This is a genomic window from Microvirga zambiensis WSM3693 (assembly GCF_016735695.1).
GTDB lineage: Bacteria > Pseudomonadota > Alphaproteobacteria > Rhizobiales > Beijerinckiaceae > Microvirga > Microvirga zambiensis.
The window spans coordinates 1-24,395 of the sequence record NZ_JAERQD010000025.1 but is presented as its reverse complement, the minus strand read 5'-3'; the positions used below and the strand labels follow the sequence as shown (position 1 = coordinate 24,395).

The following is a 24,395-nucleotide window of genomic DNA, read 5'->3' as shown; positions in this document are numbered from 1 at the left end:
TTGCGTCAGGCTCCGAAGCTCCAGTCGAAGTCGCCGAAGTCGAACGTGAGCGACAGGCTGGCGTCCTGCACGGCGTCCATGATCTGGTCGACGTCGACCGTGACGGCCTGGTCCTGTTTGGACGTGGCGTCGGAGTCGTTGTCCTGCGCGAAGTCGAAGTCGCCGATGTCCTGGCTCGAGGCAGCCGTTCCGCCGCCGCCCTGCTCGATACCGGCCATGGCATTGCCGCCGGCAGTGGAGCTGATATCGGACACGGCATCGTTGTCGGTCTGCGACCCGGCGTCGCCGCTCGTGTCGCCGCCATCCGCACTGGCGTTTCCGCCGGCTGCGTTACCACCCTGCGAGCTGCCACCCTTTGCATCGCCGCCAGTGGCTGCGCCGCTGGTTGCAGTGCCGCCCGTGGCATCGCCGACCGTCCCGGTGCCGTAGCCACCGGCGCCGCCGGTGCCTTCGCCGCCCGTGGCATCGCCGCTCGACGCGTCGCCCGAGCTCCCCGCGCCGCCCGTGCCGGCACCGGAGGTGCCCGCGCCGGAGCTTGCGGTGCCGTCGCCGCCATAGCCGCCGTCGCCGCCATTGGCATCGCCGCCAGTACCCGAGCCGCCGGTCCCAGCCCCGCCGGTGCCTTCGCCACCGGTGGCGTCGCCGCTGTAGACCTTGCTGCTGGCGTTGCCGCCCTCGCCGTCGCCACCCTTGGCCCAGCCGCCATCGCCGTAGCCGCCCTTGGCCCAGCCACCATCACCGCCGTCGCCACCGTCCGCATCGGCCCAGCCGGTCTTCACATTGCCGGAATCGCCTTCGCCGCCGGTGGCGTCGCCGGAATAGGCCTTGCCGCTGTCGGCGTCGCCGCCGTCGCCTTCGCCGCCATCACCGCCCTTACCGATGGCGATGCCACCAAAGACCGGTCCGACCTTGGCATCGCCGCTGTCGGTATCGCCGCCATTGGTATCGCCGCTCTTCGACCAGCCGCCGGACGGGTCGCCTGCCTCAGCGATTCCGCCGGAAGAGTCGTTGTCCGCGATCGCCTTCGAGTCGCCGTTGGAGGTGTTGGTATTGCTCACGGTCGAATCGTTGTCGGTATCGACATCGGTCCAGGCCTTGTTATTGGCGCTGGCGTCGTTATGGGCGAGCTGGACGGGGTTGTAATCGACCTTGCCGATATTGTCGTTGTCCTGATCGATGTCGGAACTTTGCTTGGCCTTGGTATCGATGTCCTGATCCTGCCATTGATCGAGGCTGTTCTTCAACTCGACATCGAGGTCGAAATCAAACCCGAATTTGCTGAGAAGTTCTGATAGATCTCCCATTCTGGAACCTCCGCAATTGGTGCTTCCGCCCAGCAGAAAGTCGTCAGGCGGTTAAGAAGACTTTCCCGCATGCAATCCAGAAGCGAAAGTTGCCGATTTGCATGTCTCAGAATGGGTGGTGACCTCTTCACGATCGCCCGTTCAGGCGATTGCACCGGGTTCGAGAGAAGCCGATCTCGACATGGGCTCATCGACCAACTGAGTAAGTGGTACTCCGCAATCGCTATTCAGCCCGTTTTTAAGACCAGCGAGGCACAATGGGCATCGTCTGCGCAGATTTTCTCACAGCGTAACCAATCAATTTTCGCGAGCAGGTCGGAGACTTTCAGTTCTCCCTGCGGCCGCTCCAGCGCAAATTCCGCTTCAGAATCAATATGTGAAGCAAAAGCAGAAAATCGTATCAGCCAAACCGGATTTGACGTCGACAATGCTGCTACAGGGCCAGTAGTCGTGTCTTATTGCGGCATGATCGGCGATGAAAAGTGAAACTTGACCATTCGAGAAGTTCTCTTAATCGCTCGCGGCGGCAGTTATATCGAGTACTAATTTGTATTATGATGATTGGATTATTTAATGCGTACCTAAGCGTTAACGTCCAGGTCCCGTATTGTCGGCGAGTTGGCTGAGGCAGCTCCGGTCGGCTGAGGTCGGTAACCCGTATTTTCAGAACGCCGATCACATGCGCACGTAAACACGTTGAGAGCCCTTGCAAGTTTCCCTAAACGCTAGGGAGGATATGATGCAATTTCCGAACGCACATTCGGTTTGTGATCAGGAAGGCATCAGCAAAGGGGTAATCGTCGTCATCGATGACGAAGTCTTCACGCGAGAATGTCTTATCGAGGCGATGCGCAGCGCCTTTCTGGAAACCCCCATCATGGGGTTGTCGTCGACGGACGACGTGAACCGGATCGACAGGGCCAATTTCGCGCTCGCGCTATTGAGAGCCGATACATATCCGATGTCGGGCCGCCATTTGGCCACCGAAGCGAATACTCTCGTTCAGCTATGCCCGAACGTTCCTGTCGTCATCCTATCCCGCTGCCCGAACGCTCGCGCCATCGGCGAAGCGATCGCGATTGGCGTGCGCGGCATCATTCCCGTGACGACCTCGTTCAGAGTCGCGGTCGCGGCCCTGAAACTGGTGATGGTCGGAGGAACCTATTATCCCTGCATGCTCCCAAACGATGTGCAATCGATCACCGAGGCCGACTGCATGGGGCACTCGATGGTAACCGCATTGGAACCGCGCCATCCAATCGAGGCAGCATCGAGGTCTCTCCTGGCTTTGATGGAACCGGGCGACGATATGCTCGACGGAAACGCTTGCGACGCGAATGTGATCTTTACCGCACGGGAGCTCGAGGTTCTGGATGCTCTCCAAAAGGGGTGGTCCAACAAATGGATCGCCCATTCTCTTCATATCTCCGAGAATACGATCAAAGTTCATATACAACGCATCATGCGCAAGCTGCACGCCACGAACCGGACGGAAGCAGTCGTTCGACATCGCCAACTTATTGGGGCGCCCAAAGGATAATTCTTCCGCCCTATGCAATCATTTCAGGTGTCACCCATCGGCATTAAACCGTCGCATTTCAATCGCCGGTATTGGGCATGCTCCAGTCTTCACTTGGATACAACCAACGCAATCGCTGATCGAACCCGCACCGGTGCCGCCCGAATAGGTGACTGGCACACGGGCCGGTGTCGGCTCAAGATCCTCGCGAATGGATATCCTGCAAGGTAGAGGACCATGCTGTCGCCGGACAGGGGAATACGTAACCTGCTCCCGATCCTTGAAGACGACCCCGACGAGGTCGTTTTGCCGGCCGACCGCGATGGAACTCATGTGCGCCCGACCGCGGGTGCGGACCTGTCAAACTCGCAGGTCCTGCATCACGACATCGACCCCGCAATACCGGAAGTTGGTTTGAAACCTCAGCCGACGGGTGCTGCACGTCAGTCGGATATCCCATCGACATACAATTCCACTGAGGCTGGTCATTCAACGCACGCGAGCAAGCCTTTCGGGTCCGGCGAAGACCTCGGAGAGATCGACGTTCATTGGCGTGGTGATCTTGGCTTCTCCGGCTCGAACTTCACACACGCGACGCCCTCCATGTCGGGCATGGCGGCTTCCCGTCCGGTGGGGGGCAGCAGTGGAACAAGCGAAGACGGGCACGAAGCTTCTTTGCCGCATGAACAGCCCAAGGGCGAGGCGAGCGACAGCAATGGCCCGGAAGGCGGGTCGGCTTTGGGAGGGGTATTGCCACCTGGTGCAGGAGTTTCAGCTCCGGCACCCGGACAGATGCCGATCCCGCTCGCGGTGCCAGACGGCGACGACCTGCACGTCGTTCAGACCGCCTTCGTCGATCAGGATGCTGATGTCCTGCTCAATGGCTGGGTCGGCGACAGCAAGATCCGCGTCTTCATGGAGAACGACGCCGATATCGATCAGGATGTCGATATCGACCTCGACTACGACAGCAATGGACGCATGTTCCTTCGCCTCAACCAGTTCATGACGATTGACCAGGAGACCGAAATCGACCTCGACATCTACGAGGTGAAGGGCGTCCTCTATGTCGATCTTCACCTCCGAAATGAGGTCGACATCGAGCAGGACACCGAGCTCGACCTGATGATGGGCGGCTGGAATGGCAGCAGCCTCGTCCATGCCAACAACGATCTCGACGTCAGGCAGCATACCGATGTCGATGTCGACATCGACGACGACCTGGAAGAGCAGTTCAAGATCAAGGTCGCCGTAGGCATCAAGCAGGCCATCCATGCGGATCAGGACGCCGACATCGACCTCACCTACTCCAACGGAGCCTTCGGCGTCGACCTCGATGCGATACAAACCGCCACGATCGAGCAGGACACGACCCTCAAGATCGACTTCTCCGTCATCTGAGACATATCGGTCGCCCTGCCCCGCCGCTGCAACTTACCGTGGAAAACAACTGTGGTATTCCAACATGTTGCGAGCGACCGCTGGCTCCGCATGCCCTGTTTGACAGTTTAGAAAAGCTTTGATCAGATGGTCAAATCAAGAGCCCGCTCCTTGAGAAGCGGGCCGAGGTGAACGGATCAACGGCCTGAAAACTCGCCTTGAGCGGGCAGGAGGACCTATGACTTCTGCATCCGATATCTGTGCAGGGCGGCTTGCCCCCGGCGCGTATCATGAAGCTTTTTCCGATCTCCATGCTGCGCTCGACAGGCATGAAGCCCGGGTCGCGGCGGAACGCTGCCTGTTCTGCTACGACGCACCCTGCGTCAATGCCTGCCCTACGGGCATCGACATCCCCCTCTTCATCCGGCAGATCGCCACCGGCAACGACCAGGGAGCCGGCAAGACGATCCTGGACTCGAATATCTTCGGCGGTATGTGCGCCCGGGTCTGCCCGACGGAAACCCTCTGCGAGGAGGCCTGCGTCCGTAACGCTGCCGAGGGAAAACCGGTGATCATCGGCGAGCTCCAGCGCCACGCAACCGATGCCGTCATGGCATCGGGACGGCAGCTCTATCGACAGGGCGCTCGAACCGGAAAACGCATCGCGGTCGTCGGTGCCGGTCCTGCCGGCTTGTCCTGCGCCCATAGGCTGGCGACGCTCGGTCACGACGTGGTGGTGTTCGACGGACGAGCGAAGCCGGGCGGCCTCAACGAGCACGGGATCGCCTCCTACAAATCGACGAATAACTTTGCCCAGGCGGAGGTCGACTGGATCCTCAGCGTTGGCGGCATCGAGCTGCGTTGCGGGCAGATGCTTGGGCACGATTTCACGCTGGCCGACCTGCGCCGGGATTTCGACGCGGTGTTTCTCGGGCTCGGGCTTCAGGCCGTGAATGCTCTGGGTGCCGAGGGCGACGATCTGAATGGCGTCGAAGATGCCGTTGCGTTCATCGAAGCGCTGCGGCAGTCGACGGACCTCTCGACACTGCCCATCGGCCGTCGCGTTGTCGTGATCGGCGGTGGCATGACGGCCATCGATGCGGCGGTGCAGGCGAAAAAACTCGGCGCCGAAGAAGTCACCATCGTCTATCGCCGCGGTGCCGAGCAGATGGGGGCAAGCGGCTACGAGCAGGAGCTGGCTCTGGTTAACGGCGTCGTGATCCGCCACTGGGCCCGCCCGGTTGCCGTCTACGCAGCGGACGGCGCGCTCAGGGCGGTCAGCTTCGCGGCAACCACGGTGGAGAACGGCAGGCTCGTCGATACGGGGGAAACCTTCGAACTGCCGGCGGACCAGCTCTTCCGTGCGATCGGCCAGGTGTTCGTTCCGCAGGTTCTCGAAGGCTCTCATGACGTTCTCGAACTCGAAGGCGGTCGCATTGCGGTCGATTTCGAGCGCCGCACATCCCTTCCCGATGTCTGGGCAGGGGGTGATTGCGCCGCGGGTGGACGGGACCTGACGGTGGTCGCCGTCGAGGATGGCAAGCAGGCTGCTTTGTCGATCAACCGGATGCTCCAGGGCTTCGTGCCCCTGGCGGCGGAGTGAGGGGAAGGACATGGCCGATCTCAGCGTCAACTTCTGCGGCATCAAATCGCCGAACCCCTTCTGGCTCGCCTCCGCCCCCCCAACGGACAAGGCGTACAATATCGAGCGTGCCTTCCGCGCCGGCTGGGGCGGAGCCGTCTGGAAAACCCTCGGCGAGGACGGGCCGCCGATCGTCAACGTCTCCGGCCCGCGCTATGGCGTCGTTCACGGGCCGGACCGGCGCGTCACCGCCTTCAACAACATTGAGCTCATCACCGACAGAATCCTGGAGATCAATCTGCAGGAGATCGCCGAGATGAAGCGGCGATGGCCCGACCGGGCCATCGTCGTATCCCTCATGGTGCCCTGCGAGGAGGAAGCCTGGAAGCGGATTCTCCCGCGCGTCGAGGCCACGGGGGCCGATGGGATAGAGCTGAATTTCGGGTGTCCGCACGGAATGTCCGAGCGCGGCATGGGTGCCGCCGTCGGCCAGGTGCCGGAATATGTCGAGATGGTCACCCGGTGGTGCAAGACACATTCCCGCATGCCGGTCATCGTGAAGCTCACGCCCAACATCACCGACGTCCGAAAACCCGCGGAGGCGGCAAAGCGCGGTGGTGCGGACGCGGTTTCCCTCATCAACACGATCAACTCCATCGTCGGCGTCGATCTCGACCGCATGGTTCCCAATCCGCATACGGATGGGAAGGCGACTCATGGCGGCATGTGCGGCCCGGCGGTGAAGCCCATCGCCCTCAACATGGTGGCGGAAATCGCCCGATCCCCCGCAACGCGGGGCCTGCCGATATCGGGAATCGGCGGCATCGAAACCTGGCGGGATGCGGCGGAGTTCATCGCGCTCGGCTGCGGCACCGTGCAGGTCTGTACGGCGGCAATGGTCTATGGCTTCAAGATCGTCCAGGAGATGATCACCGGCCTCGAGGAGTTCATGGACCAGCACGGCTACGCAAGCGTCTCCGACTTCGTCGGGGCGGCCGTTCCGAACGTGACCGACTGGCAGTATCTGAACCTCAACTATGCCGTGAAGGCGAGGATCGACCAGAATCTCTGCATCAAATGCGGCCGCTGCCATGTTGCGTGCGAGGACACTTCGCATCAGGCGATCACTCATCTCGTCGATGGGGTTCGGCACTTCGAGGTCATCGACGAGGAATGCGTCGGCTGCAATCTCTGCGCCAGCGTCTGCCCCATCGAAAACTGCATCACCATGGAGCCGCTGGTGAACGAGATAGACCGCAGAACCGGCCGATTGGTCGACGGCTCCTATCTCAACTGGACCCAGCATCCCAACAATCCGCTATCGGCGGCTGCCAAGAAACCTCTGGAACCGCTTGAGCCGGCGGAATGAAGGACGGGGCATAACACGATCGAAAGCACTATTCCTTTGGACGGTTTTAGGAGAACATCGCCGGCATGGCCATCTCAGACGTCACGGCATTTTTCCTTCGACGGCAGCACGCCGTCGAGAAGAATGCTCGTGAGCGTCGTACGGGTGGCCTCATAGAAATCGATGTTTTCGATGCTTTTGCCCGTCAGCGAGCGGATCTGGGTTCCGAAATCCGCATAATGCTGCGTGGTCGCCCAGATCGCGAAGATGAGATGCTTGGGATCGATCGGCCGCAGCCGGCCTTCCCGGATCCAGGTTTCGATGATGCTCGATTTCGCTTCCACCATGTCACGCAAATGACCCGTCAGCGCCGATCCCAGATGCGGAGCACCCTGCAACATTTCCATGGCGAACAGGCGCGACGCCGTCGGGTGACTGCGCGAGTAATCGAGCTTGCGGGCGATATAGGCGCCAAGCGCCACGCGCGGATCGCTCGAGGCGTCCAGTTCTCGCAGGGGTTCGAGCCACATGTCCAACGTGCGCCGAAGCACGGCCGTGTAAAGGTCTTCCTTGGTCCGGAAGTAGTAAAGCAGGTTTGGCTTCGACAATCCTGCCGCAACGGCAATCTGGTCGATGCGCGCGCCCTGGAAGCCATAGGCCGCGAAGACCTCGAGGGCGGCATCCAGGATGCGCTGCGTGTTCGCCTCTCCCGCTCTGGTCTTTCTTGGAGATGCGCGAACGCTCATCCCGACTTCATCAGCCACCATGTCGCCCTTTCGCGTTTCTCCCGCAGGAGAGCTTATGGCTCAACGACGGCTTCAGGCAAGGCCGGCGCTCAGCAGCAAGGCAGGTGTCGCTATCGCGACCATGCCGAAACCAGCGGCGGCTTGCTCATGAAACGTGCAGGCAAGAGTGCCTCGGGAACGGATATCTCGACCATTCGGAGACGGCATAATTCTTGCTTAGATGCAACAAGACACCTGAGGAATAGCAAGCAGTGTTGAAGCGCGTGACAAGCGAATTCGGTGAAAAGGGGGATGGACCCGCTCATGCTGCCTCTGACCATCGGCTGGTCGCAGGCCATGCCGGAACCTCCGTCGTCGACATTCGCGGGCTGTCGCTGACCTATGAGGCGGCAGACGGCCCGGTCTACGCTCTCTCCGATGTGGACCTGCAGATCGACGAGGGCGAATTCGTTTCCTTCATCGGCCCGTCGGGCTGCGGCAAGACCACGCTTTTGCGGGTCATTGCGGATCTCGAACAGCCGAATGCGGGCCATATCCACGTGAACGGCGTGAGCCCGAGCGAGGCCAGGCTGAGGCGCGACTATGGCTTCGTGTTCCAGACCCCTGCCCTCTATCCCTGGCGGAGCATCCGCAAGAATGTGGAGCTGCCGCTGGAAATCTTCGGCCTTTCGAAAGCCGAACGCCGCGAGCGCTCCGACAAGCAGCTCGACCTCGTGAACCTGAAGGGGTTCGAGAACAAGTTCCCCTGGCAGCTCTCCGGCGGCATGCAGCAGCGCGCCTCCATCGCCCGTGCCCTCTCGTTCGATCCGAAGCTGCTGCTCATGGACGAGCCCTTCGGCGCCCTCGACGAGATCGTCCGCGATCATCTCAACGAGCAGCTTCTCCAGTTGTGGAGAAAGACCGGAAAGACCGTTCTCTTCGTCACCCATTCCATCCCGGAGGCCGTGTTTCTTTCCACGAAGATCGTGGTGATGTCGCCACGTCCGGGACGCATCATCGATATCATCGATGCCGGCGTCCTGGGCCGCGAACGAAGGCTGGAGGTTCGCGAGACGCCGGAATTTCTGAAGATCGCCCATCGGGTTCGCGAGGGCCTGAGATCGGGACACTCCTATGACGATTGACACCCTGTCCCTCGGCATGCGTCCTGCGCCCTCGCGCAAGGCCGCTCGCCTATGGCAGGGCAGCGCAGTTCCCGTTCTCACGGTCATATTGGTGATCGTGGCACTCTGGTATGCGGCAGCGGTTGCGATGAACTGGCAGGGCGTGTCCGATGCCTTCGCGCGTGCCGGAGAGCAGCGCAGCACGAGCGAGATTTTCCTTGCGACGCTGGAGCAGGAGCGGCCCATGCTGCCGGCGCCGCACCAGATCCTGGTCGAATTGAAGAAGACCGTCATCGACACGCCGATCACGTCCCGCCGCAGCCTGCTCTTTCACGCCTGGGTGACCCTGTCCTCCACATTGCTCGGGTTCGCCTTGGGCTCGCTTCTCGGCATCGTGCTCGCCGTTCTCATCGTTCACGTGAAAACGCTCGAGCGCAGCCTGATGCCCTGGATCATCTCCTCGCAGACGATCCCGATCCTCGCCATCGCACCGATCATCATCGTCGTTCTCGGCTCGATCGGCATCACGGGTCTTTTCCCAAAAGCGATCATATCCGCCTATCTCTGCTTCTTTCCCATCACGATCAGCATGGTGAAGGGGCTGACATCGCCCGATCTCCTGCAGCGCGATCTCATGCGCACCTATTCGGCCTCGTCGGCGCAGGTTTTCTGGAAGCTGCGCCTCCCCGCTTCGCTGAGCTATCTCTTCGCCGGCCTGAAGGTGGCCATCGCCATCAGCCTCGTCGGAGCCATCGTCGGCGAGCTGCCCACAGGCGCCCAGGCCGGTCTCGGGGCGCGGCTCCTGGCCGGCTCCTATTATGGCCAGACGATCCAGATCTGGGCGGCTCTCTTCGCGGCGGCGGCCCTTGCATCCATCCTCGTCGCCGCCGTCGGCTTGGCCGAGCGCCTCGTGAACAGGCGCATGGGAGTGCGCTCCGCATGAGCACCGCGCTGCGCGCCACGATCCTTATTCCCCTCGCCGCGCTTGGCTGTCTTGCAGCCCTGATCATGGTCCATCGACCGACGATGGCAGGGCAAGCCGGTCTGGGTTTCTGGACCCTTGTCGGTGTCCTGTGGCTGCTTGCGGGGATCGGCTTGAGCGCCCTGTCCCATCTTCGTGCCAGGAGCCCGGCGGCACGCCGCGCCGTCGGACTATCGGTCCCGATCCTGTTCGGGGCCTTCCTGTTCTTCCTTTGGGAAGTCATCGTCGTCGGCGCCGGCGTACCCTCGGTGCTGATGCCCGCGCCGTCGGCAATCGCAGGCCGCTTCATGGCCTCGCTTCCCACCCTGAGGGAAGACTTCATCCAGACTTTCGTGAAGTCGGTTCTGTCCGGCTACGTCATGGGCTGCCTTTCGGGATTTCTCGTCGCGATCATTGCGGATCGGATACCATTCCTGCGCAGGGGCCTCCTGCCGCTCGGCAATTTCGTGTCCGCGCTTCCGGTGATCGGGATCGCGCCGATCATGGTGATGTGGTTCGGCTTCGACTGGCACTCGAAGGCCGCCGTCGTCGTCGTGATGACCTTCTTCCCCATGCTCGTGAATACGGTTGCCGGCCTTGCCGCAGCCGGCAGGCAGGAGCGCGATCTCATGCATTCCTACGCCGCCGGGTACTGGACCACTCTGGTGAAGCTCCGGCTGCCCGTCGCCCTGCCCTTCATCTTCAATGCGCTGAAGATCAACTCGACGCTGGCGCTCATCGGTGCGATCGTCGCGGAGTTCTTCGGCACACCGATCGTCGGCATGGGATTCCGCATCTCGATCGAGGTCGCCCGCATGGCCCTCGATATGGTGTGGGCGGAAATCGCATTGGCGGCCATCGCCGGCTCGGCCTTCTACGGTCTCATCGCGCTCATCGAGCGCGCCGCAACCTTTTGGCATCCGTCGTACCGCACATAAGGGGATCGCGGACGGCGTTTTGGAGGAGTGAAGAATGATCAGGACCACACTACTCGCGGGCGCCGTCGCTCTGGGCTTTTCGAGCGCCGCCTTCGCGCAGGCCGACAAGGTGACGATCCAGCTCAAATGGGTCACGCAGGCGCAGTTCGCCGGCTACTACGTCGCGAAGGACAAGGGCTTCTACAAGGAGGCCGGGCTCGACGTGACGATCAAGCCGGGCGGGCCCGATATCGCACCGCCGCAGGTGATCGCCGGCGGCGGGGCCGACGTGATCGTCGACTGGATGCCCTCGGCGCTTGCCGCCCGGGAGAAAGGCGTTCCGCTCGTCAACATCGCGCAGCCGTTCAAGAAATCCGGCATGATGCTTACCTGCCGTGCGGAAACCGGCATCAAGACGCCTCAGGACCTCAAGGGCCGCACCCTCGGCGTGTGGTTCTCCGGCAATGAATATCCCTTCCTCGCCTGGATGGCGAAGCTCGGTTACAAGACCGATGGGTCTGCCGGCGGCGTGAAAGTGCTGAAGCAGGGCTTCAACGTCGACCCGCTGATCCAGAAGCAGGCCGACTGCATCTCGACCATGACCTACAACGAATACTGGCAGGTCATCGATGCCGGCTTCAAGCCGGAGCAGCTCGTGGTGTTCAAATACGAGGACCAAGGCGTCGCGACGCTGGAGGATGGCCTCTATGTGATGCAGGACAAGCTGAAGGATCCGGCCTTCGTCACCAAGATGGCGAAGTTCGTCGCGGCCTCCCAGAAGGGCTGGGACTACATGCGCCAGAACCCCGATGACGCCGCCAAGATCGTTCTCGACAACGATGCCTCGGGCGCACAGACCGAGAAGCATCAGAAGCGCATGGCCGGCGAGATCGCGAAGCTCCTCGATACCGCCAAGGGCAAGCTCGATCCGGCGGATTTCGACCGTACGGTCTCGACACTGCTCTCCTCCGGCGGCGATGCTCCCGTGATCACCAAGAAGCCGGAAGGCGCCTGGTCGCACGCGGTCGTCGACGCGAAGATGTAAGCAGCAAGGACGCTCCCCTCGCCGTCCGGGGGGAGCGTCCAAGCCTTCACCAATCAAAAACAATCAAGGGAGATTCATCATGGCCCTTCTCATCCGCGGCGGAACCGTTGTGAATGCCGATTTCAGCCGACGCGCCGACGTGCTCGTGGAGGGAGAGCGGATCGTCGCCGTCGGCGAAAATCTCGAGGCGCCGGCCGGGGCCGAGATCGTCGATGCCAGCGGCGCCTATGTCATGCCGGGCGGGATCGACCCGCATACCCATATGGAGCTCATGTTCATGGGCACCGTGTCGGCGGACGATTTCGAGTGGGGCACCAAGGCGGCGCTTTCCGGCGGCACGACCATGATCGTCGACTTCTGCATCCCCGGTGCCGGTCAGTCCCTGGTCGAGGCCTATCACGACTGGCGGCGCAAGTCCGAGAAGGCAGCCGGCGACTATTCCTACCATCTGGCGGTCACATCCTGGTCGGATGAGGTCTCGCGCGAGATGGGCGAGATCGTGAACACCCATGGCGTGAACACCTTCAAGCACTTCATGGCCTATAAAGGCGCGCTGATGGTGGATGACGACGTGCTTTTCCGCTCCTTCAAGCGCTGCGCCGAACTTGGTGCCACCGCCCTCGTCCATGCCGAGAACGGCGATGTCGTGGCGCAGATGCAGAACATGTACATCTCGCAGGGCAAGACCGGCCCCGAGTTCCACGCCTATTCGCGGCCACCCGAGGTTGAAGGCGAGGCGGCGAACCGGGCCATCATGATCGCTGACATGGCGGGCTGCCCGCTCTACATCGTCCACACCTCCTGCAAGCCGGCGCACGAAGCGATTGCGCGCGCGAGAGCGGAGGGCAAGCGGGTTTTCGGCGAGCCGTTGATCCAGCACCTCGTGCTCGACGAGACCGATTATCTCAACCGGAGCTGGGATCACGCCGCCCAGCGGGTCATGTCGCCGCCCTTCCGGCCGAAGCACCACCAGGACAGCCTGTGGGCCGGCCTGCAGGCTGGATCGCTCCAGGTCGTCGCGACCGATCACTGCTCCTTCACCATGGAGCAGAAGCGGATCGGCCTGAACGACTTCCGCAGCATTCCGAACGGCACCGGAGGGCTCGAGGATCGCATGCCGGTGCTCTGGACCACGGGCGTGAACTCCGGGCGGCTGACGCCGAACGAGTTCGTGGCCGTGACCTCCGCCAATTCCGCACGCATCCTCAACATCTATCCCCAGAAGGGCGTGATCATGCCGGGGGCCGACGCGGATATCGTGATCTGGGATCCGAAGGCAACCAAGACCATCTCGGCGAAAAACCAGGTCAGCCGGATCGAATACAATGTGTTCGAGGGCTACGCGCTCACCGGTCTGCCGGCAAAAGTCTATCTCCGCGGTCGACTGGCGGCCGAGAACGGCAAGGTTCGCGCCGAGCGTGGCGAGGGTCGCTTCGTACCGAGGCGCCCACTCCCGGCCTTCGCCGAGGCCCAGCGGCTCTGGAAGGCGAACACTGCGCCGAAGGCAGTCGTGCGCTGAGCCGGCATCCATCCTATCCATCCTCTCCGGCTCCGCATTGCCGAAGAGGATTTTTCTCTTCGCGGGTGTTGAAATGAGTATGCAGAACCTGACGATCGACCCAAAGCGCCTCTGGGACAGCCTGATGGACACAGCGCAGATCGGTGGCACCGAGAAAGGCGGGATCTGCCGTCTCACGCTGACGGACCTCGATCGGCAGGTTCGGGACTGGTTCAAGAACCAGTGCGAGGCTCTGGGATGCACCGTGACAGTCGACCAGGTCGGCAACATGTTCGCCCTCAAGCCTGGGAAAAGACGCGACATTGCCCCTATCGCAATCGGCAGCCATCTCGACACGCAGCCGACGGGGGGCAAGTTCGACGGCGTTCTCGGCGTTCTCGGAGGTCTCGAGGTGATGCGCACCCTCAGCGACCTGGGCTATGAGACCAACGCGCCGCTGATGCTCGTGAACTGGACCAACGAAGAGGGCTCGCGCTTCGCGCCGGCCATGCTCGGATCGGGAGTGTATGCCGGCGTCTTCGACCGGGCCTTTGCCGACAGCCGGCAGGACCGGCAGGGAATCTCCTTCGCCGCGTCCATCGAGAGCATCGGCTATCGCGGCGAGGCGCCTCCCGGCTCGGTCAAATTCGGCGCCATGTTCGAGCTCCATATCGAGCAGGGACCGATCCTCGAGGCCGAGCAGAAGGTGGTCGGCATCGTCACCGGCGTCCAGGGAATGCGGTGGTACGAGATCGAGCTGACCGGGCGGGAGGCCCATACGGGGTCGACCCCGATGAACCTGCGCAAGAATGCATTGCTCGGAGCGGCGCGGATCGTCGAGCAGGTCGACCGGATCGCCCTTGAACACAGCCCCTCCGCCGTCGGCACCGTCGGCCTCGTCGAGGTCAAACCCAACTCCCGCAATGTGATCCCAGGCCACGTCTTCTTCACGGTGGATTTTCGCCACCCGGACGACGCCGTACTCGACATCATGGAGCGCGAGTTGTTCGAGGCGGTCCCGGCCGTTGCCACGGAGATCGGCCTCGAACATGAGGTGAAGAAGGTTTGGGACTCGCCTGCAGTCCGATTCGATCCGGATTGCATCGCTGCCGTGCGAACCGGCATCGAGAAGGAGGGCCTTCCCGCCCGCGAGATGGTTTCCGGCGCCGGTCATGACGCTGCCTATATTGCGCGGGTCGCTCCTACGACGATGATCTTCGTCCCCTGCGCCGGCGGGCTCAGCCACAATGAGGCCGAGAGCACCACATTCGAGGAGTGCTCGGCAGGAGCCCAGGTTCTGTTGAATGCCGTCCTGGAATACGACCAACGCCACAGCGCATGAACGCCCGCGCCACCGCATTGCCATAATGTCGGACGCTCGAGCTATCCAATTTGGGGTAATCCAGATTCAGCGACGCTTTGATCAACAGTGTCGGCGCGCCTTCCGATGAAAATCATTCAAGAACACGCGACCCCGCGGGTGTGCGGGATTTTCGTCGCTCGTCAGCAGAACTGAAAAGCCAGCGGCAGCTTTGGTCTTCCAGAGCGGCATCCTGCTAGGTTGCCGGCATTTTAACGGGGCGCACGGACAGTCATCGCTCGACGATAAGCCCAGTCTTATCCAAAGTTTCTAAAGAATTCGGCACATGAGTTTTGCCATCTGGTCGCCCCGCCGAACCGACCCTGAGCAACGCGGTCCCGGGCTTTCGGTGTGGGAACTCCCTACATCAAAATATCCACCATGCGCTACTTGCGTCGGCAGTAGCTTGAATGTCTCATCAATGGAAACCTCTGAATGGCATCGCCGTTCATGGGAACAATTGGCACTTGTGCGCACTGACGCCCAGTGATCGGGATCCACGTATGACTCTGGCGACTGACCTGAGGCCCGGGATCATGATGATACCGGTTCTCGAGAGCGATGATTTGGAAGTCGTGGCGTTCACGCTCGATGCGGAGCCGGAGGTCATTCACGCGCTCGGCGATTGCTTGAACGAGGCGGAATGGCAGCGCGCCGCCGAGCTGAGGTTGGAGCGCGACCGCCGGCGGTTCATCGCCACCCGGGGTCAGCTGCGCCATGTCCTCGCCTCCCGGATCGGCATCCCGCCGTCAAAAATCGATTTGGAATACGGGCGCCTCGGCAAACCCTTTCTCTCGCCCAGAACGCCCGGTCGAGCCTTGCACTTCAGCGTCTCCCGGTCGGAAGACGTCGCCGTCATCGCTCTCTCTGCCACCCGCGAGGTTGGAGTTGATATCGAGGCGTTGCGTCCCCTGCCCGAGGCGGACGATATCGCGGCGCTTTGCTTCTCTGCTCCCGAGCAGGAGCTGTATCGCAACCTTGTTCCGGAGGAGCGGCTGTTAGCCTTCTTTCGGAGCTGGACCCGGCTGGAGGCAGTTTCCAAGGCCTTGGGATGCGGCTTGGGGAGTGAGATCAATCCAGATGAGCGTGATTTCACCATCACCGCCATCGCGCCGAAACCCGGTTACGTCGGGACCGTGGTAGTCCGAAATTGATATGCCCCTCATGCCGCCCTTCGCTTACGATGCACTGCAGAAAGAACAGGAGTTCAGGCTCTTCCTTTTGGCGCACGAACTGCAGCGGAGCATAGACGAAAATACGGAGTTCGGAGGCAGCTTCGGCTCTTTCGCCAATCATCAAGAAACTGAACGGAGGGCGCCATGACGACGGAGGTTATGCAGATCCCGGAGCTTCTCGCTGGCCTGGCACTCAAGGACATCAAGGTCTGGGTTGAGGGCGACCGACTCCGGTGCAACGCACCAGCGGGAGCGCTGACGCCGGAGTTCCGCGACCAGCTGCGAGATCGGAAGACCGAGATTATCGGCTTCCTCAACATGGCCGCAGCAGCGACCCACCAACAGCCCGCGATCGTTCCGCTCCAGCTGCACGGGAAGCGCACGCCGATTTATGCCGTTCCGGGACATATCGGAGTTCCTTTCTCGTTCTCCGCCCTCTCAAAGCGCCTGGGTGACGATCAGCCGTTCTTCGCGCTCCAGCCCTCGGGCTTCGATGGCAAGAGCGAGCCGATGGATCGCGTCGAAGACATCGCCGGCTACTTCGCCGACCAGATCACCGAATACCAGCCCACGGGTCCTTACATCATTGCCGGGTATTGTTCCGGGGGAGCGACTGCTTTCGAGCTGGCGCGAATCCTGAAACAGCGCGGGGCGGAAGTTTCCTGCCTGGCACTCTTCGGCCCGCTCGACCCCGGTACATATCGGGAAATCCCCCGCCTGCTTTACTTCTTCGCGCGGCGCCGGGCCGATCCGTTACTGCGGGAGCTGGCGAAGCTACCGACATTCGGTGCGCGCGTTCGATATTTCTTCAGCCGCTTCCGAAACCCCGGCAAGCGGGTCGAAGCGCTTATGACTCGCATTCGCGACAGCAAAGGGCCTGCCACGGCCGATCCGGTGCTTGCGAGCAGAGCTCGCCTCAAAGCCACGGCGATAACGGCTTTGAAGCGTTACAAGCCTGTTTCGTATTCAGGCCGCGTCTGCATCTTCCTTCCGAACAAGGCTTGGCTGCGTTCGGGAGCCGCGCCGCATCGGTGGCTTCAGGTCGCGCCTCAGGCCGAGTTCTACTACGGCCCTGAGGATTGTAACGGCCCGCTCATGCTCGAGGAGCCGGACGCGCCTGCCATCGCTGAACTGTATCGCCAGTCAACTCAAAAGGTTGAGTGATTGACGTAACCTAATTTTGAGTTTCCGCAACGGGGAGCGCACTCTCATGAATGAAGTCCTGCCTATCGCGGCGGAGAGCATGTCTCTTCCTCTGCTCAACGGTGACGGTCACCGGACACTGGTCGTCGACTTCAACGATACCGCAGCGTCCTATCCATCGGACAGCACGATCATCGATCTCTTTCGCGACCAAGCAAGGCTCACGCCCGACGCCGAGGCGATCCGGTTCGGCGACGAGATATCGAGCTATCGTCAGCTCAACGAGCGCTCCAATCAAATGGCCGCGCAGCTGATCTCCACCGGCATCGGACCTGGCGGGATCGTAGTCGTCTTCATGGAACACTCCATCGAAGTCGTCGTCGCAATCCTGGGCATTCTGAAATCCGGGGCAGCTTATGTGCCGATCGATGCGGCGACGCCGAAGGGCCGCCTCGCGACGATTCTGAAGGACATCACCAAAGGGAGCGGCGGCCGGATACCGTTGGCAGTCACTCAGGCGCATCTGCAGGCGGCAATTGCTCCCGATCTCGCCGGCATATTCGTCCTCGACGCCGACTTCCGGTCGATTGCGGGACAACCGCAACTGGATCATCCCTCCGCCGCCACTCCGGGGAGTATCGCTTACATCATTTTCACGTCCGGCTCGACCGGCACGCCCAAGGGCGTCATGATCGAGCACCGGAACCTGGTGAACTACATCTGGTGGGCTGCAAAGGTCTACAGTTCAGGTGAAAGTCTCACGTGGCCTCTGTTCTCGTCCCTGGCCTTCGATCTGACGGTTACGACGCTCTTCACTCCCCTCATCACGGGCGGCCGCATCGTGGTCTATCGCGGCGATCCCGGCGCGCAGAGCATGGTCGCGCTCAAGGTCGTCGACGACAACGCCGCCGACATCATGAAGCTGACACCTGCGCACCTCGCGATGATCCGTGACCGCGACTTGCGTGCAACGCGGCTGCGCAAGTTCATCGTCGGTGGCGAAGACTTCAAAACGGAATTGGCCCGCGACCTCACGAAGGCCATTTCCCATCCGATCGAGATCTACAACGAATACGGACCCACCGAAGCCACGGTGGGCTGCATGATCCACCAATTCGACATCAACCGGGATCAGGCGCCCTCCGTGCCGATCGGCACTCCGGCGGCCAATGCCGGAATCTACGTCCTCAACGAAGCATTCCAGCCCACCCCTCCCGGTATCATCGGCGAGATGTTCATTGCCGGAGACGGTCTCGCAAGGGGCTATTTCAATCGCCCGGATCTCACCGACGAACGGTTTCTCACGGCCACCGATCCCCGCAACGGCGTTTCAAGGCTGCGGTTGTACAAAACCGGCGACCTTGCCCGCTGGAACTCGGAGGGACGCCTGGATTTCCTCGGCCGCGCCGACCATCAGGTAAAGGTCGGCGGCGCCCGGGTGGAACTCGGCGAGATCGAAGCCCGGCTTCTCAAGCATCCGGACATCCACGATTGCGCGGTCGCGGCCGTCGCCGTCCCGGTCGGAAAGCCGACGCAGTTGCGCTATTGCGAGCGCTGCGGTGTCTCGTCCGACCTGCCCGGAACGACGTTCGATTCAGCCGGTGTCTGCAACCTCTGCCGGGCATTCGACACCTATGTCGACAAGGCGCAGACCTATTTCAAGACGCCGGACGACCTGCAGGTCCTGATCGCAGAGATGCAGGCGAACCGGAAAGGCCCCTATGATTGCATCGTGCTGCTGAGCGGCGGCAAGGACAGCAGCTTCATGCTCTGCAAGCTCGTGGCGATGGGTGTGAAGCCGCTCACCTTCACCCTCGACAACGGCTTCATCTCCGAAGGAGCAAAAGCCAATATCAGGCGGCTCGTGACCTCGCTCGGCGTGGACCATCACTGGGGAAGCACGCCATACATGAACGAGATCTTCGTCGACAGCTTGAAACGGTTCGCGAATGTCTGCAACGGCTGCTTCAAGACGATCTACACGCTGGCGACGAACTTCGCCCGTGAGAAGGAAATCGGGTACATCGTGACAGGATTGTCCCGTGGCCAGTTCTTCGAAACACGGTTGACCGAGGAAGTCTTCAAGCGCGATGACTACGACCCAGCCCGCCTGGATGCGCTCGTCGCCGAGGCGCGCAAAGAGTATCACCGGCGAGAAGATGCCGTGTCCCGCTACCTCGATGTCGACGTCTTCCGAAACGACGCCGTCTTCGAGGAGGTGAAGTTCATCGACTTCTATCGCTACTGGAGCGTGCCGCTGGAAGACATGCTCGCGTTCCTGAAAACGCAGGCCGGGTGGGACCGGCCCGCGGATACCGGGCGCTCCACGAACTGCCTCATCAACGATGTCGGTATCTACGTCCACAAGCGACAACGCGGGCACCACAACTACGCCCTGCCCTATAGCTGGGACGTGCGCCTCGGCCAGAAAACCCGAGACGAGGCCATCGATGAACTGAATGACGAGTTGGACGTACCCCGCATCAAGGAGATCATGGCCAAGATCGGCTATGTCGAGCCCGCTGCCGCCGAAGATGGCATCGCGCGGCTCGTGGCTTACTACGCCTCCTCGAAACCCATATCCGTGGCGGAGCTACGCGCCCACCTCGCCGAAGAGTTGCTGGAGTCCATGATGCCTACGCACTTTGTTCGACTCGAGCGGATGCCGCTCACGACCAATGGCAAGATCGATCGCGCTGCGCTTCCTGAGCCGACGGCGGAAAATATCCAACAGGCAGAGGAATTCGTCGCCCCCTCCACGGCAACGGAAAAGGCGCTGGCAGAGCTGTGGTGCGATCTCCTGAAGGTCGAATCGATCGGCCGCAACGACAACTTCTTCGGCCTCGGAGGACATTCCCTCCTGGTGATGCGGGCAGTATCGCGCATGCGGGAAACCTTCGGAGTGGACGTACAGCTCCGCAATCTCTTCGAGCGTCCCACGGTGGCCGGGCTGGCGGAGGTGATCGACGGCATGCTCTGGATGGCAGAGTCGCGGGCACCTTCAACCTCCGAGGGACCGAGAGAAGAGATCGAGATCTAGCTGAATGTGATCTCGGGCCGAACAGCAGAGCGAGTAAGAGTCATGGACAAAGGTTGGGCAGAGACACGCAGGTCGGGGCTGCCCTGGGCTGCCGGCGAATATGAGCTCCTGCGCGATCAGGTTCGCCGGTTCGTCAAGGAAGAGATCAAGCCCCATGCAGACCGTTGGGAGGAGGATGGGTTCATCCCCCGCCCAACCCTGCGTCGCATGGGGGAACTCGGTTTCTTTGGCATCCGCTACCCAGCCGAATACGGCGGCTCCGAGATGGATGCGGTCGCATCCACGATCTTTGCCGAGGAACTCGGGCGCTCGACCTATGGGGGCGTCGGCATCGCAACTCTCGTGCATACCGACATGGCCTCGCCGCATGTCTTCAACGACGGAACGAAGGCGCAGCGCGCGCGCTGGATGCCCGGCATCATCAGCGGCGAGGTGATCACCGCGGTTGCCATAACGGAGCCGGATGCGGGCTCGGACGTGAAAGCGATCCGCACTCGTGCCCGCCGTGACGGCGACTCCTACGTCCTCGATGGTGAGAAGCTCTACATCACGAACGGCGTTCACGCGGATCTCATCTGCGTCGCCGCCAAGACCGACCCGTCGGCCGGAGCCAATGGGATCTCCATGTTCCTCGTCGAGAAGGGCACGCCCGGCTTCAGCGTCGCCCGTCAACTCGACAAGCATGGCTGGCGTTGTTCCGATACGGCGGAGCTCGTCTTCGAGAATTGCCGCATCCCCGCTGCCAACATACTCGGCGCGGAGGGACAAGGCTTCTACTCGATCATGGGCAATTTCCAGAACGAGCGTCTCGTCCTCGCGGCCATGGCGATAGGCGCGGCCGAGGCGGCTATCGAGATGACGCTCCAATGGTTACGAGCGCGGAAGGCATTCGGCGGCGTCCTTTGGGATATGCAGGCGATCCGCGAGCGCCTCGCGATGCTCGCCACGAAAGTGGAGGCAGGCCGCCAGTTTCTCTATGCCACCGCCTGGCGCATGGCGGCGGATGAGGACTGCATGCGCGAGGTCTCGATGGTGAAGGCCTTCTGCGGTGAGCTCGTCAATGAGGTCATGTATTCGTGCGTGCAGTTCCATGGCGCCATGGGGTTCATGCGCGAGAGCCCGATCGAGCGCATGGCCCGTGATGCCCGCGTCCTGTCGATCGGAGGCGGTGCGACCGAGGTGATGCTGGAGGTGGTCGCGTCAATGTCGTGAATGCATCGAGGGCATGGCCTCGATGCATTCAGCGACGCGCAGCCGGTGGATCGAGGCTATTCCGCCGGCAACCGCCGAGGCTCCCGCTTGAAGCCGTCGTTGCTGTCGCGGGCGTAAATATCTTCGATCCGCACGATATCGTCTTCCCCGAGATAGGCGCCGGACTGCACCTCGATCAGGTTCAGCGGCACGCGACCCGGGTTTTCGAGCCGGTGTACGCAACCGAGCGGCAAATAGATCGATTCGTTCTCGCGCAGAAGAATCTGCTCGTTGTCGCGTGTGACCATGGCCGTGCCATTGACCACGACCCAGTGCTCGGCTCGGTGATAATGCATCTGCAGGGACAGCTTCTCGCCGGGAGCGACCGTAATCCGCTTCACCTGGAACCGTTCGCCCGTGTGAAGGGACTGATAGAAACCCCAGGGTCGGTGAACTCGCTGCGTCTGGACGGCGCTGTCATGCCCCCTCGCCTTCAACTGATCGACGAGCTTCTTGACATCCTGGTCACGGCCCTTGGGCGCCACGAGGATGGCATCCTGCGTTGCCACGATGACGAGATCCTCGACTCCGATGGTCGCCACGAGCGGGCCATCGGAGCGGATATAGCAATCCTTGCTTTCAAGGGCGACGACGTCTCCCAGGGTGGCCGTACCGTTCTCGTCTTTTTGAGCCAACGACCACAGGGCCGACCAGGCGCCGATATCCGACCACGCGCAATCGACGGGGACCACTGCCGCATGCGGCGTCTTCTCCATCACCGCATAGTCGATCGAAATGTTCGGCGCACTCTGGAACGACATCGGATCCAGGCGCAGGAAATCCAGATCGGTGGCCGCCTTGTCGACCGCCTGCGTGCAGGCCTGCAGGAGTTTCGGGTCCAGACGCTCCAACTCGTCCAGAAAACGGCGGGCCGGCAACAGGAAGATGCCGCTGTTCCAGGCATAGGTCCCGGACGCTACATATGTCGCGGCCGCGCCGATGTCGGGCTTTTCCTTGAAACCCTGCACCCGGCGGATGCTCGGATCGTCGAGCGTTTCTCCGCAATGAATATAGCCATATCCCGTCGCCGGAGAATCGGGTGTGATGCCGAAGAGCACGAAGTAGCCCTGCTCGGCCGCCTTGGTCCCAGTCTCGACGGCGGCCTGAAATGCCGCAGCGTCACCAATGCTATGGTCGGCCGGCATCAGCAGAATAAGGCTGTCAGGATCCTGCCGGACGGCAAGGATCGCCGCCACCGCCGCCGCCGGACAGGTGTTGCGCCCGAGCGGCTCGAGCACGATCGTGGCATCGTCGCAACCCATTTCACGCAGCTGTTCCGCAATCAGGAAACGATGCTCCGCATTGGCGATCACGAGAGGCGCTCCGAAACGGGGCGATCCGGAAACCCTCCGCAACGTCTCCTGCAGAAGGCTCCTCTGCCCCAGAAGGGGGAGAAGCTGCTTCGGATAAGCCTCTCGGGACAGAGGCCACAGGCGGCTTCCGGAGCCGCCCGACAGGATAACCGGAGTAATGTGGCTCATCATCTCTGACATATCCGCTGAAATGGGATGGTCGATCGAATGAAACGCCTAATATCCTAAGCGCGCTCAAGAACTTAAACCTGATCGGTGGTAATGACAAAGCACCCACAGGTCGGTTGTCGCGACTATTTTGGGGTTGAGCGAAATGGCCAGTTTCGACGGATCGCGCCGTTTGCGCGGCGCCACAAAACAAAACGGCCCCGGTATGACCGGGGCCGCTTCGCACTGATAGAGATCAGACGATCGTTAGATGATGAAGAAGTCGGCAGCCGTGAGAGCGGCCTTGTTCTCGATCACGGCGAACTTCACCGCAGCCGCCGAGCCCGTGCCATCCGCATCGTAGGACAGCTCGCCCGTCTGCTTGTTGTAGATGATGCGATCGCTGGAATCCAACGCCTTGGTGCCCGTGACGAAGGCGCTCGAGGCGAGGTTGCCGGCCTTGAGCTTGCTGAACACCGAGTCGCCAAGCTGGATCGTGTCGTCAGCGGGGTTGAAGTCGACGATCACGTCGACGTTGTTGCTACCCAGCTTGAGGGCGTTGGATCCAGCCGAAGCGAACACGAAGGTGTCCTTGCCCGAACCGCCGATCAGAACGTCGTTGCCGTTCATGCCCCAGAGCGTATCGTTGCCGCCCTTGCCGTCGATCAGGTCATTGCCCGACGAGCCCCACAGCTCATTCGAGCTGGTCGTGCCATTGAACGTCTTCGTGGTGGTCGGCCGCGAAGGCGTGGGAGTCGGGGTCGGGGTCGGAGTGGGGGTCGGGTCGGCCACGTCCGAAACCTTGAAGGTAACGGTGCCGGTATCGGTGTCGCCGTCGGCGTCCTTCGCAGTGTAGTTGAAGGTGTCCGTGCCGGTGAAGCTGGCCTTCGCCGTATAGACGAACGAGCCATCGGCATTGAGCTTCACGCTGCCGCCCTGAGAGGTCGCGAAAGTGCCTGCAACCGCAGCCTTGCCACCGTCGGCAGCCGTGTCGTTGGCGAGGACACCCTTGGTCGCGTCGACCGTAAGAACCTTGTCCTTCGTGCCGGTGTAGCTGTCGTCAGAAGCCACGACCGGGTTGTCGCCCGGGGTCGGCGTGGGAGTCGGCGTCGGGGTCGGCGTGGGCGTCGGAGCCGGGATCGGGCTGCTCTGGACCGTGTTCGGCGCGATCGTCGAGTTGATCAGGCCCGTGTTGGCGCCGTAGGTGCTGTAGTGCACGTTGCCGACGCCGGCGAGCACGTTGTTGGTGATCACGAGGCCCGAGGACGGCAGCATGCGGTCGCCGTTCTCGTTGCAGATCTCGATGCCGGTCGCCGGCTTGCCGCTGCGGTAGAAGTTGGTGTCGTTGGTATGCGACACGGTGTTGTACTGCACCACCGCATCCTGCGCGTTGTCGAGATAGATGCCGACGCTGTAGCTGTCATAGACCACATTGCCGGTGAGCTTGGCGCCCTTGGTGAACATGGCACCGACGCCTTCGCCCCAGTTGTCGTAGACGTTGTTGTTGCTGATCGTGCTGTTGTCGGACTTGTCGAGGCTGATGCCCTGAGCCCAGCCGCCGGA

General features: G+C 61.8%; 18 protein-coding genes. 14 read left to right on the top strand and 4 right to left on the bottom strand.

The features are described from left to right. Positions 1-5: 5 nt before the first annotated feature. Positions 6-1,304: a hypothetical protein gene (locus JKL46_RS18905; RefSeq protein WP_201835873.1), complete on the bottom strand. Its 1,299-nt coding sequence runs from the start codon at positions 1,302-1,304 to the stop codon at positions 6-8. A gap of 739 nt (positions 1,305-2,043) precedes the next feature. Between JKL46_RS18905 and JKL46_RS18900 the strand changes: the two genes are divergently transcribed. From JKL46_RS18900 to preA, 4 genes are all read left to right on the top strand, one after another. Continuing rightward, positions 2,044-2,844, top strand: coding sequence for a response regulator transcription factor (locus tag JKL46_RS18900; protein ID WP_201835871.1), 801 nt, complete (start codon positions 2,044-2,046; stop codon positions 2,842-2,844). 729 nt (positions 2,845-3,573) lie between these two features. Continuing rightward, positions 3,574-4,224 carry a hypothetical protein gene (locus JKL46_RS18895; RefSeq protein WP_210381401.1) on the top strand — a complete coding sequence of 217 codons (651 nt, stop codon included), beginning with the start codon at positions 3,574-3,576 and terminating at the stop codon, positions 4,222-4,224. 217 nt (positions 4,225-4,441) lie between these two features. Then, positions 4,442-5,806 (top strand): NAD(P)-dependent oxidoreductase, encoded by a 1,365-nt coding sequence (locus JKL46_RS18890; protein ID WP_201835866.1) that lies wholly within the window; start codon positions 4,442-4,444, stop codon positions 5,804-5,806. Positions 5,807-5,816: 10 nt separating this feature from the next. Beyond that, positions 5,817-7,154 carry an NAD-dependent dihydropyrimidine dehydrogenase subunit PreA gene (gene preA / locus JKL46_RS18885; protein WP_201835864.1) on the top strand — a complete coding sequence of 446 codons (1,338 nt, stop codon included), beginning with the start codon at positions 5,817-5,819 and terminating at the stop codon, positions 7,152-7,154. Positions 7,155-7,228: 74 nt separating this feature from the next. Here the strand turns inward: preA and rutR are convergent, their stop codons facing one another. After that, a complete protein-coding gene (rutR, locus tag JKL46_RS18880) occupies positions 7,229-7,879 on the bottom strand; it encodes an HTH-type transcriptional regulator RutR (protein WP_246529401.1) in 651 nt (216 codons plus the stop codon). A gap of 323 nt (positions 7,880-8,202) precedes the next feature. Here rutR and JKL46_RS18875 point away from each other — a divergent pair, with 323 nt between their 5' ends. The 10 genes from JKL46_RS18875 to JKL46_RS18825 all read left to right on the top strand — a co-directional run bounded on the left by JKL46_RS18875 (position 8,203) and on the right by JKL46_RS18825 (position 21,333). Beyond that, complete coding sequence (locus JKL46_RS18875; protein WP_201835991.1) at positions 8,203-9,003, top strand: ABC transporter ATP-binding protein; 801 nt, start codon at positions 8,203-8,205, stop codon at positions 9,001-9,003. A 16-nt stretch (positions 9,004-9,019) separates the two neighbouring features. Further along, complete coding sequence (locus tag JKL46_RS36870) at positions 9,020-9,925, top strand: ABC transporter permease (protein ID WP_201835989.1); 906 nt, start codon at positions 9,020-9,022, stop codon at positions 9,923-9,925. Then, on the top strand, positions 9,922-10,881 hold the full coding sequence (locus JKL46_RS36865; RefSeq protein WP_201835861.1) for an ABC transporter permease: 960 nt from the start codon (positions 9,922-9,924) through the stop codon (positions 10,879-10,881). Before JKL46_RS36870 ends, JKL46_RS36865 begins: the two co-directional genes overlap by 4 nt. 34 nt (positions 10,882-10,915) lie before the next feature. Further along, positions 10,916-11,905 carry an ABC transporter substrate-binding protein gene (locus JKL46_RS18860; protein ID WP_201835859.1) on the top strand — a complete coding sequence of 330 codons (990 nt, stop codon included), beginning with the start codon at positions 10,916-10,918 and terminating at the stop codon, positions 11,903-11,905. 79 nt (positions 11,906-11,984) lie between these two features. Further along, a complete protein-coding gene (gene hydA / locus JKL46_RS18855; protein WP_201835849.1) occupies positions 11,985-13,424 on the top strand; it encodes a dihydropyrimidinase in 1,440 nt (479 codons plus the stop codon). 79 nt (positions 13,425-13,503) lie between these two features. Beyond that, complete coding sequence (locus JKL46_RS18850; protein ID WP_201835987.1) at positions 13,504-14,745, top strand: Zn-dependent hydrolase; 1,242 nt, start codon at positions 13,504-13,506, stop codon at positions 14,743-14,745. 521 nt (positions 14,746-15,266) lie between these two features. After that, positions 15,267-15,917: a 4'-phosphopantetheinyl transferase family protein gene (locus JKL46_RS18845; RefSeq protein WP_246529400.1), complete on the top strand. Its 651-nt coding sequence runs from the start codon at positions 15,267-15,269 to the stop codon at positions 15,915-15,917. Positions 15,918-16,082: 165 nt separating this feature from the next. Beyond that, positions 16,083-17,102, top strand: coding sequence for a thioesterase domain-containing protein (locus JKL46_RS18840; RefSeq protein ID WP_201835846.1), 1,020 nt, complete (start codon positions 16,083-16,085; stop codon positions 17,100-17,102). Between the two features lie 46 nt (positions 17,103-17,148). Beyond that, a complete protein-coding gene (locus tag JKL46_RS35660; RefSeq protein WP_246529399.1) occupies positions 17,149-20,121 on the top strand; it encodes an amino acid adenylation domain-containing protein in 2,973 nt (990 codons plus the stop codon). Positions 20,122-20,163: 42 nt separating this feature from the next. Further along, a complete protein-coding gene (locus JKL46_RS18825) occupies positions 20,164-21,333 on the top strand; it encodes an acyl-CoA dehydrogenase family protein (protein WP_201835844.1) in 1,170 nt (389 codons plus the stop codon). A gap of 56 nt (positions 21,334-21,389) precedes the next feature. Here the strand turns inward: JKL46_RS18825 and JKL46_RS18820 are convergent, their stop codons facing one another. Continuing rightward, the gene (locus tag JKL46_RS18820; protein ID WP_201835977.1) at positions 21,390-22,853 is read right to left on the bottom strand and encodes a mannose-1-phosphate guanylyltransferase/mannose-6-phosphate isomerase; all 1,464 of its coding nucleotides are present in this window, start codon (positions 22,851-22,853) and stop codon (positions 21,390-21,392) included. Between the two features lie 246 nt (positions 22,854-23,099). Further along, the coding region (locus JKL46_RS18815; RefSeq protein WP_201835835.1) for an Ig-like domain-containing protein at positions 23,100-24,395 on the bottom strand (1,296 nt) is incomplete at its 5' end.

What these genes read in the sequence shown, in the direction of transcription:
- JKL46_RS36865 (WP_201835861.1), top strand. Translation starts at nt 9,922, where the DNA reads ATGAGCACCGCGCTGCGCGCCACGATCCTTATTCCCCTCGCCGCGCTT.
- rutR (WP_246529401.1), bottom strand. Translation starts at nt 7,879, where the DNA reads ATGAGCGTTCGCGCATCTCCAAGAAAGACCAGAGCGGGAGAGGCGAAC.
- JKL46_RS18860 (WP_201835859.1), top strand. Translation starts at nt 10,916, where the DNA reads ATGATCAGGACCACACTACTCGCGGGCGCCGTCGCTCTGGGCTTTTCG.
- JKL46_RS36870 (WP_201835989.1), top strand. Translation starts at nt 9,020, where the DNA reads ATGCGTCCTGCGCCCTCGCGCAAGGCCGCTCGCCTATGGCAGGGCAGC.
- preA (WP_201835864.1), top strand. Translation starts at nt 5,817, where the DNA reads ATGGCCGATCTCAGCGTCAACTTCTGCGGCATCAAATCGCCGAACCCC.
- JKL46_RS18840 (WP_201835846.1), top strand. Translation starts at nt 16,083, where the DNA reads ATGACGACGGAGGTTATGCAGATCCCGGAGCTTCTCGCTGGCCTGGCA.
- JKL46_RS18820 (WP_201835977.1), bottom strand. Translation starts at nt 22,853, where the DNA reads ATGAGCCACATTACTCCGGTTATCCTGTCGGGCGGCTCCGGAAGCCGC.
- JKL46_RS18900 (WP_201835871.1), top strand. Translation starts at nt 2,044, where the DNA reads ATGCAATTTCCGAACGCACATTCGGTTTGTGATCAGGAAGGCATCAGC.
- JKL46_RS18825 (WP_201835844.1), top strand. Translation starts at nt 20,164, where the DNA reads ATGGACAAAGGTTGGGCAGAGACACGCAGGTCGGGGCTGCCCTGGGCT.
- JKL46_RS18845 (WP_246529400.1), top strand. Translation starts at nt 15,267, where the DNA reads ATGACTCTGGCGACTGACCTGAGGCCCGGGATCATGATGATACCGGTT.
- JKL46_RS18905 (WP_201835873.1), bottom strand. Translation starts at nt 1,304, where the DNA reads ATGGGAGATCTATCAGAACTTCTCAGCAAATTCGGGTTTGATTTCGAC.
- JKL46_RS35660 (WP_246529399.1), top strand. Translation starts at nt 17,149, where the DNA reads ATGAATGAAGTCCTGCCTATCGCGGCGGAGAGCATGTCTCTTCCTCTG.
- hydA (WP_201835849.1), top strand. Translation starts at nt 11,985, where the DNA reads ATGGCCCTTCTCATCCGCGGCGGAACCGTTGTGAATGCCGATTTCAGC.
- JKL46_RS18850 (WP_201835987.1), top strand. Translation starts at nt 13,504, where the DNA reads ATGCAGAACCTGACGATCGACCCAAAGCGCCTCTGGGACAGCCTGATG.
- JKL46_RS18890 (WP_201835866.1), top strand. Translation starts at nt 4,442, where the DNA reads ATGACTTCTGCATCCGATATCTGTGCAGGGCGGCTTGCCCCCGGCGCG.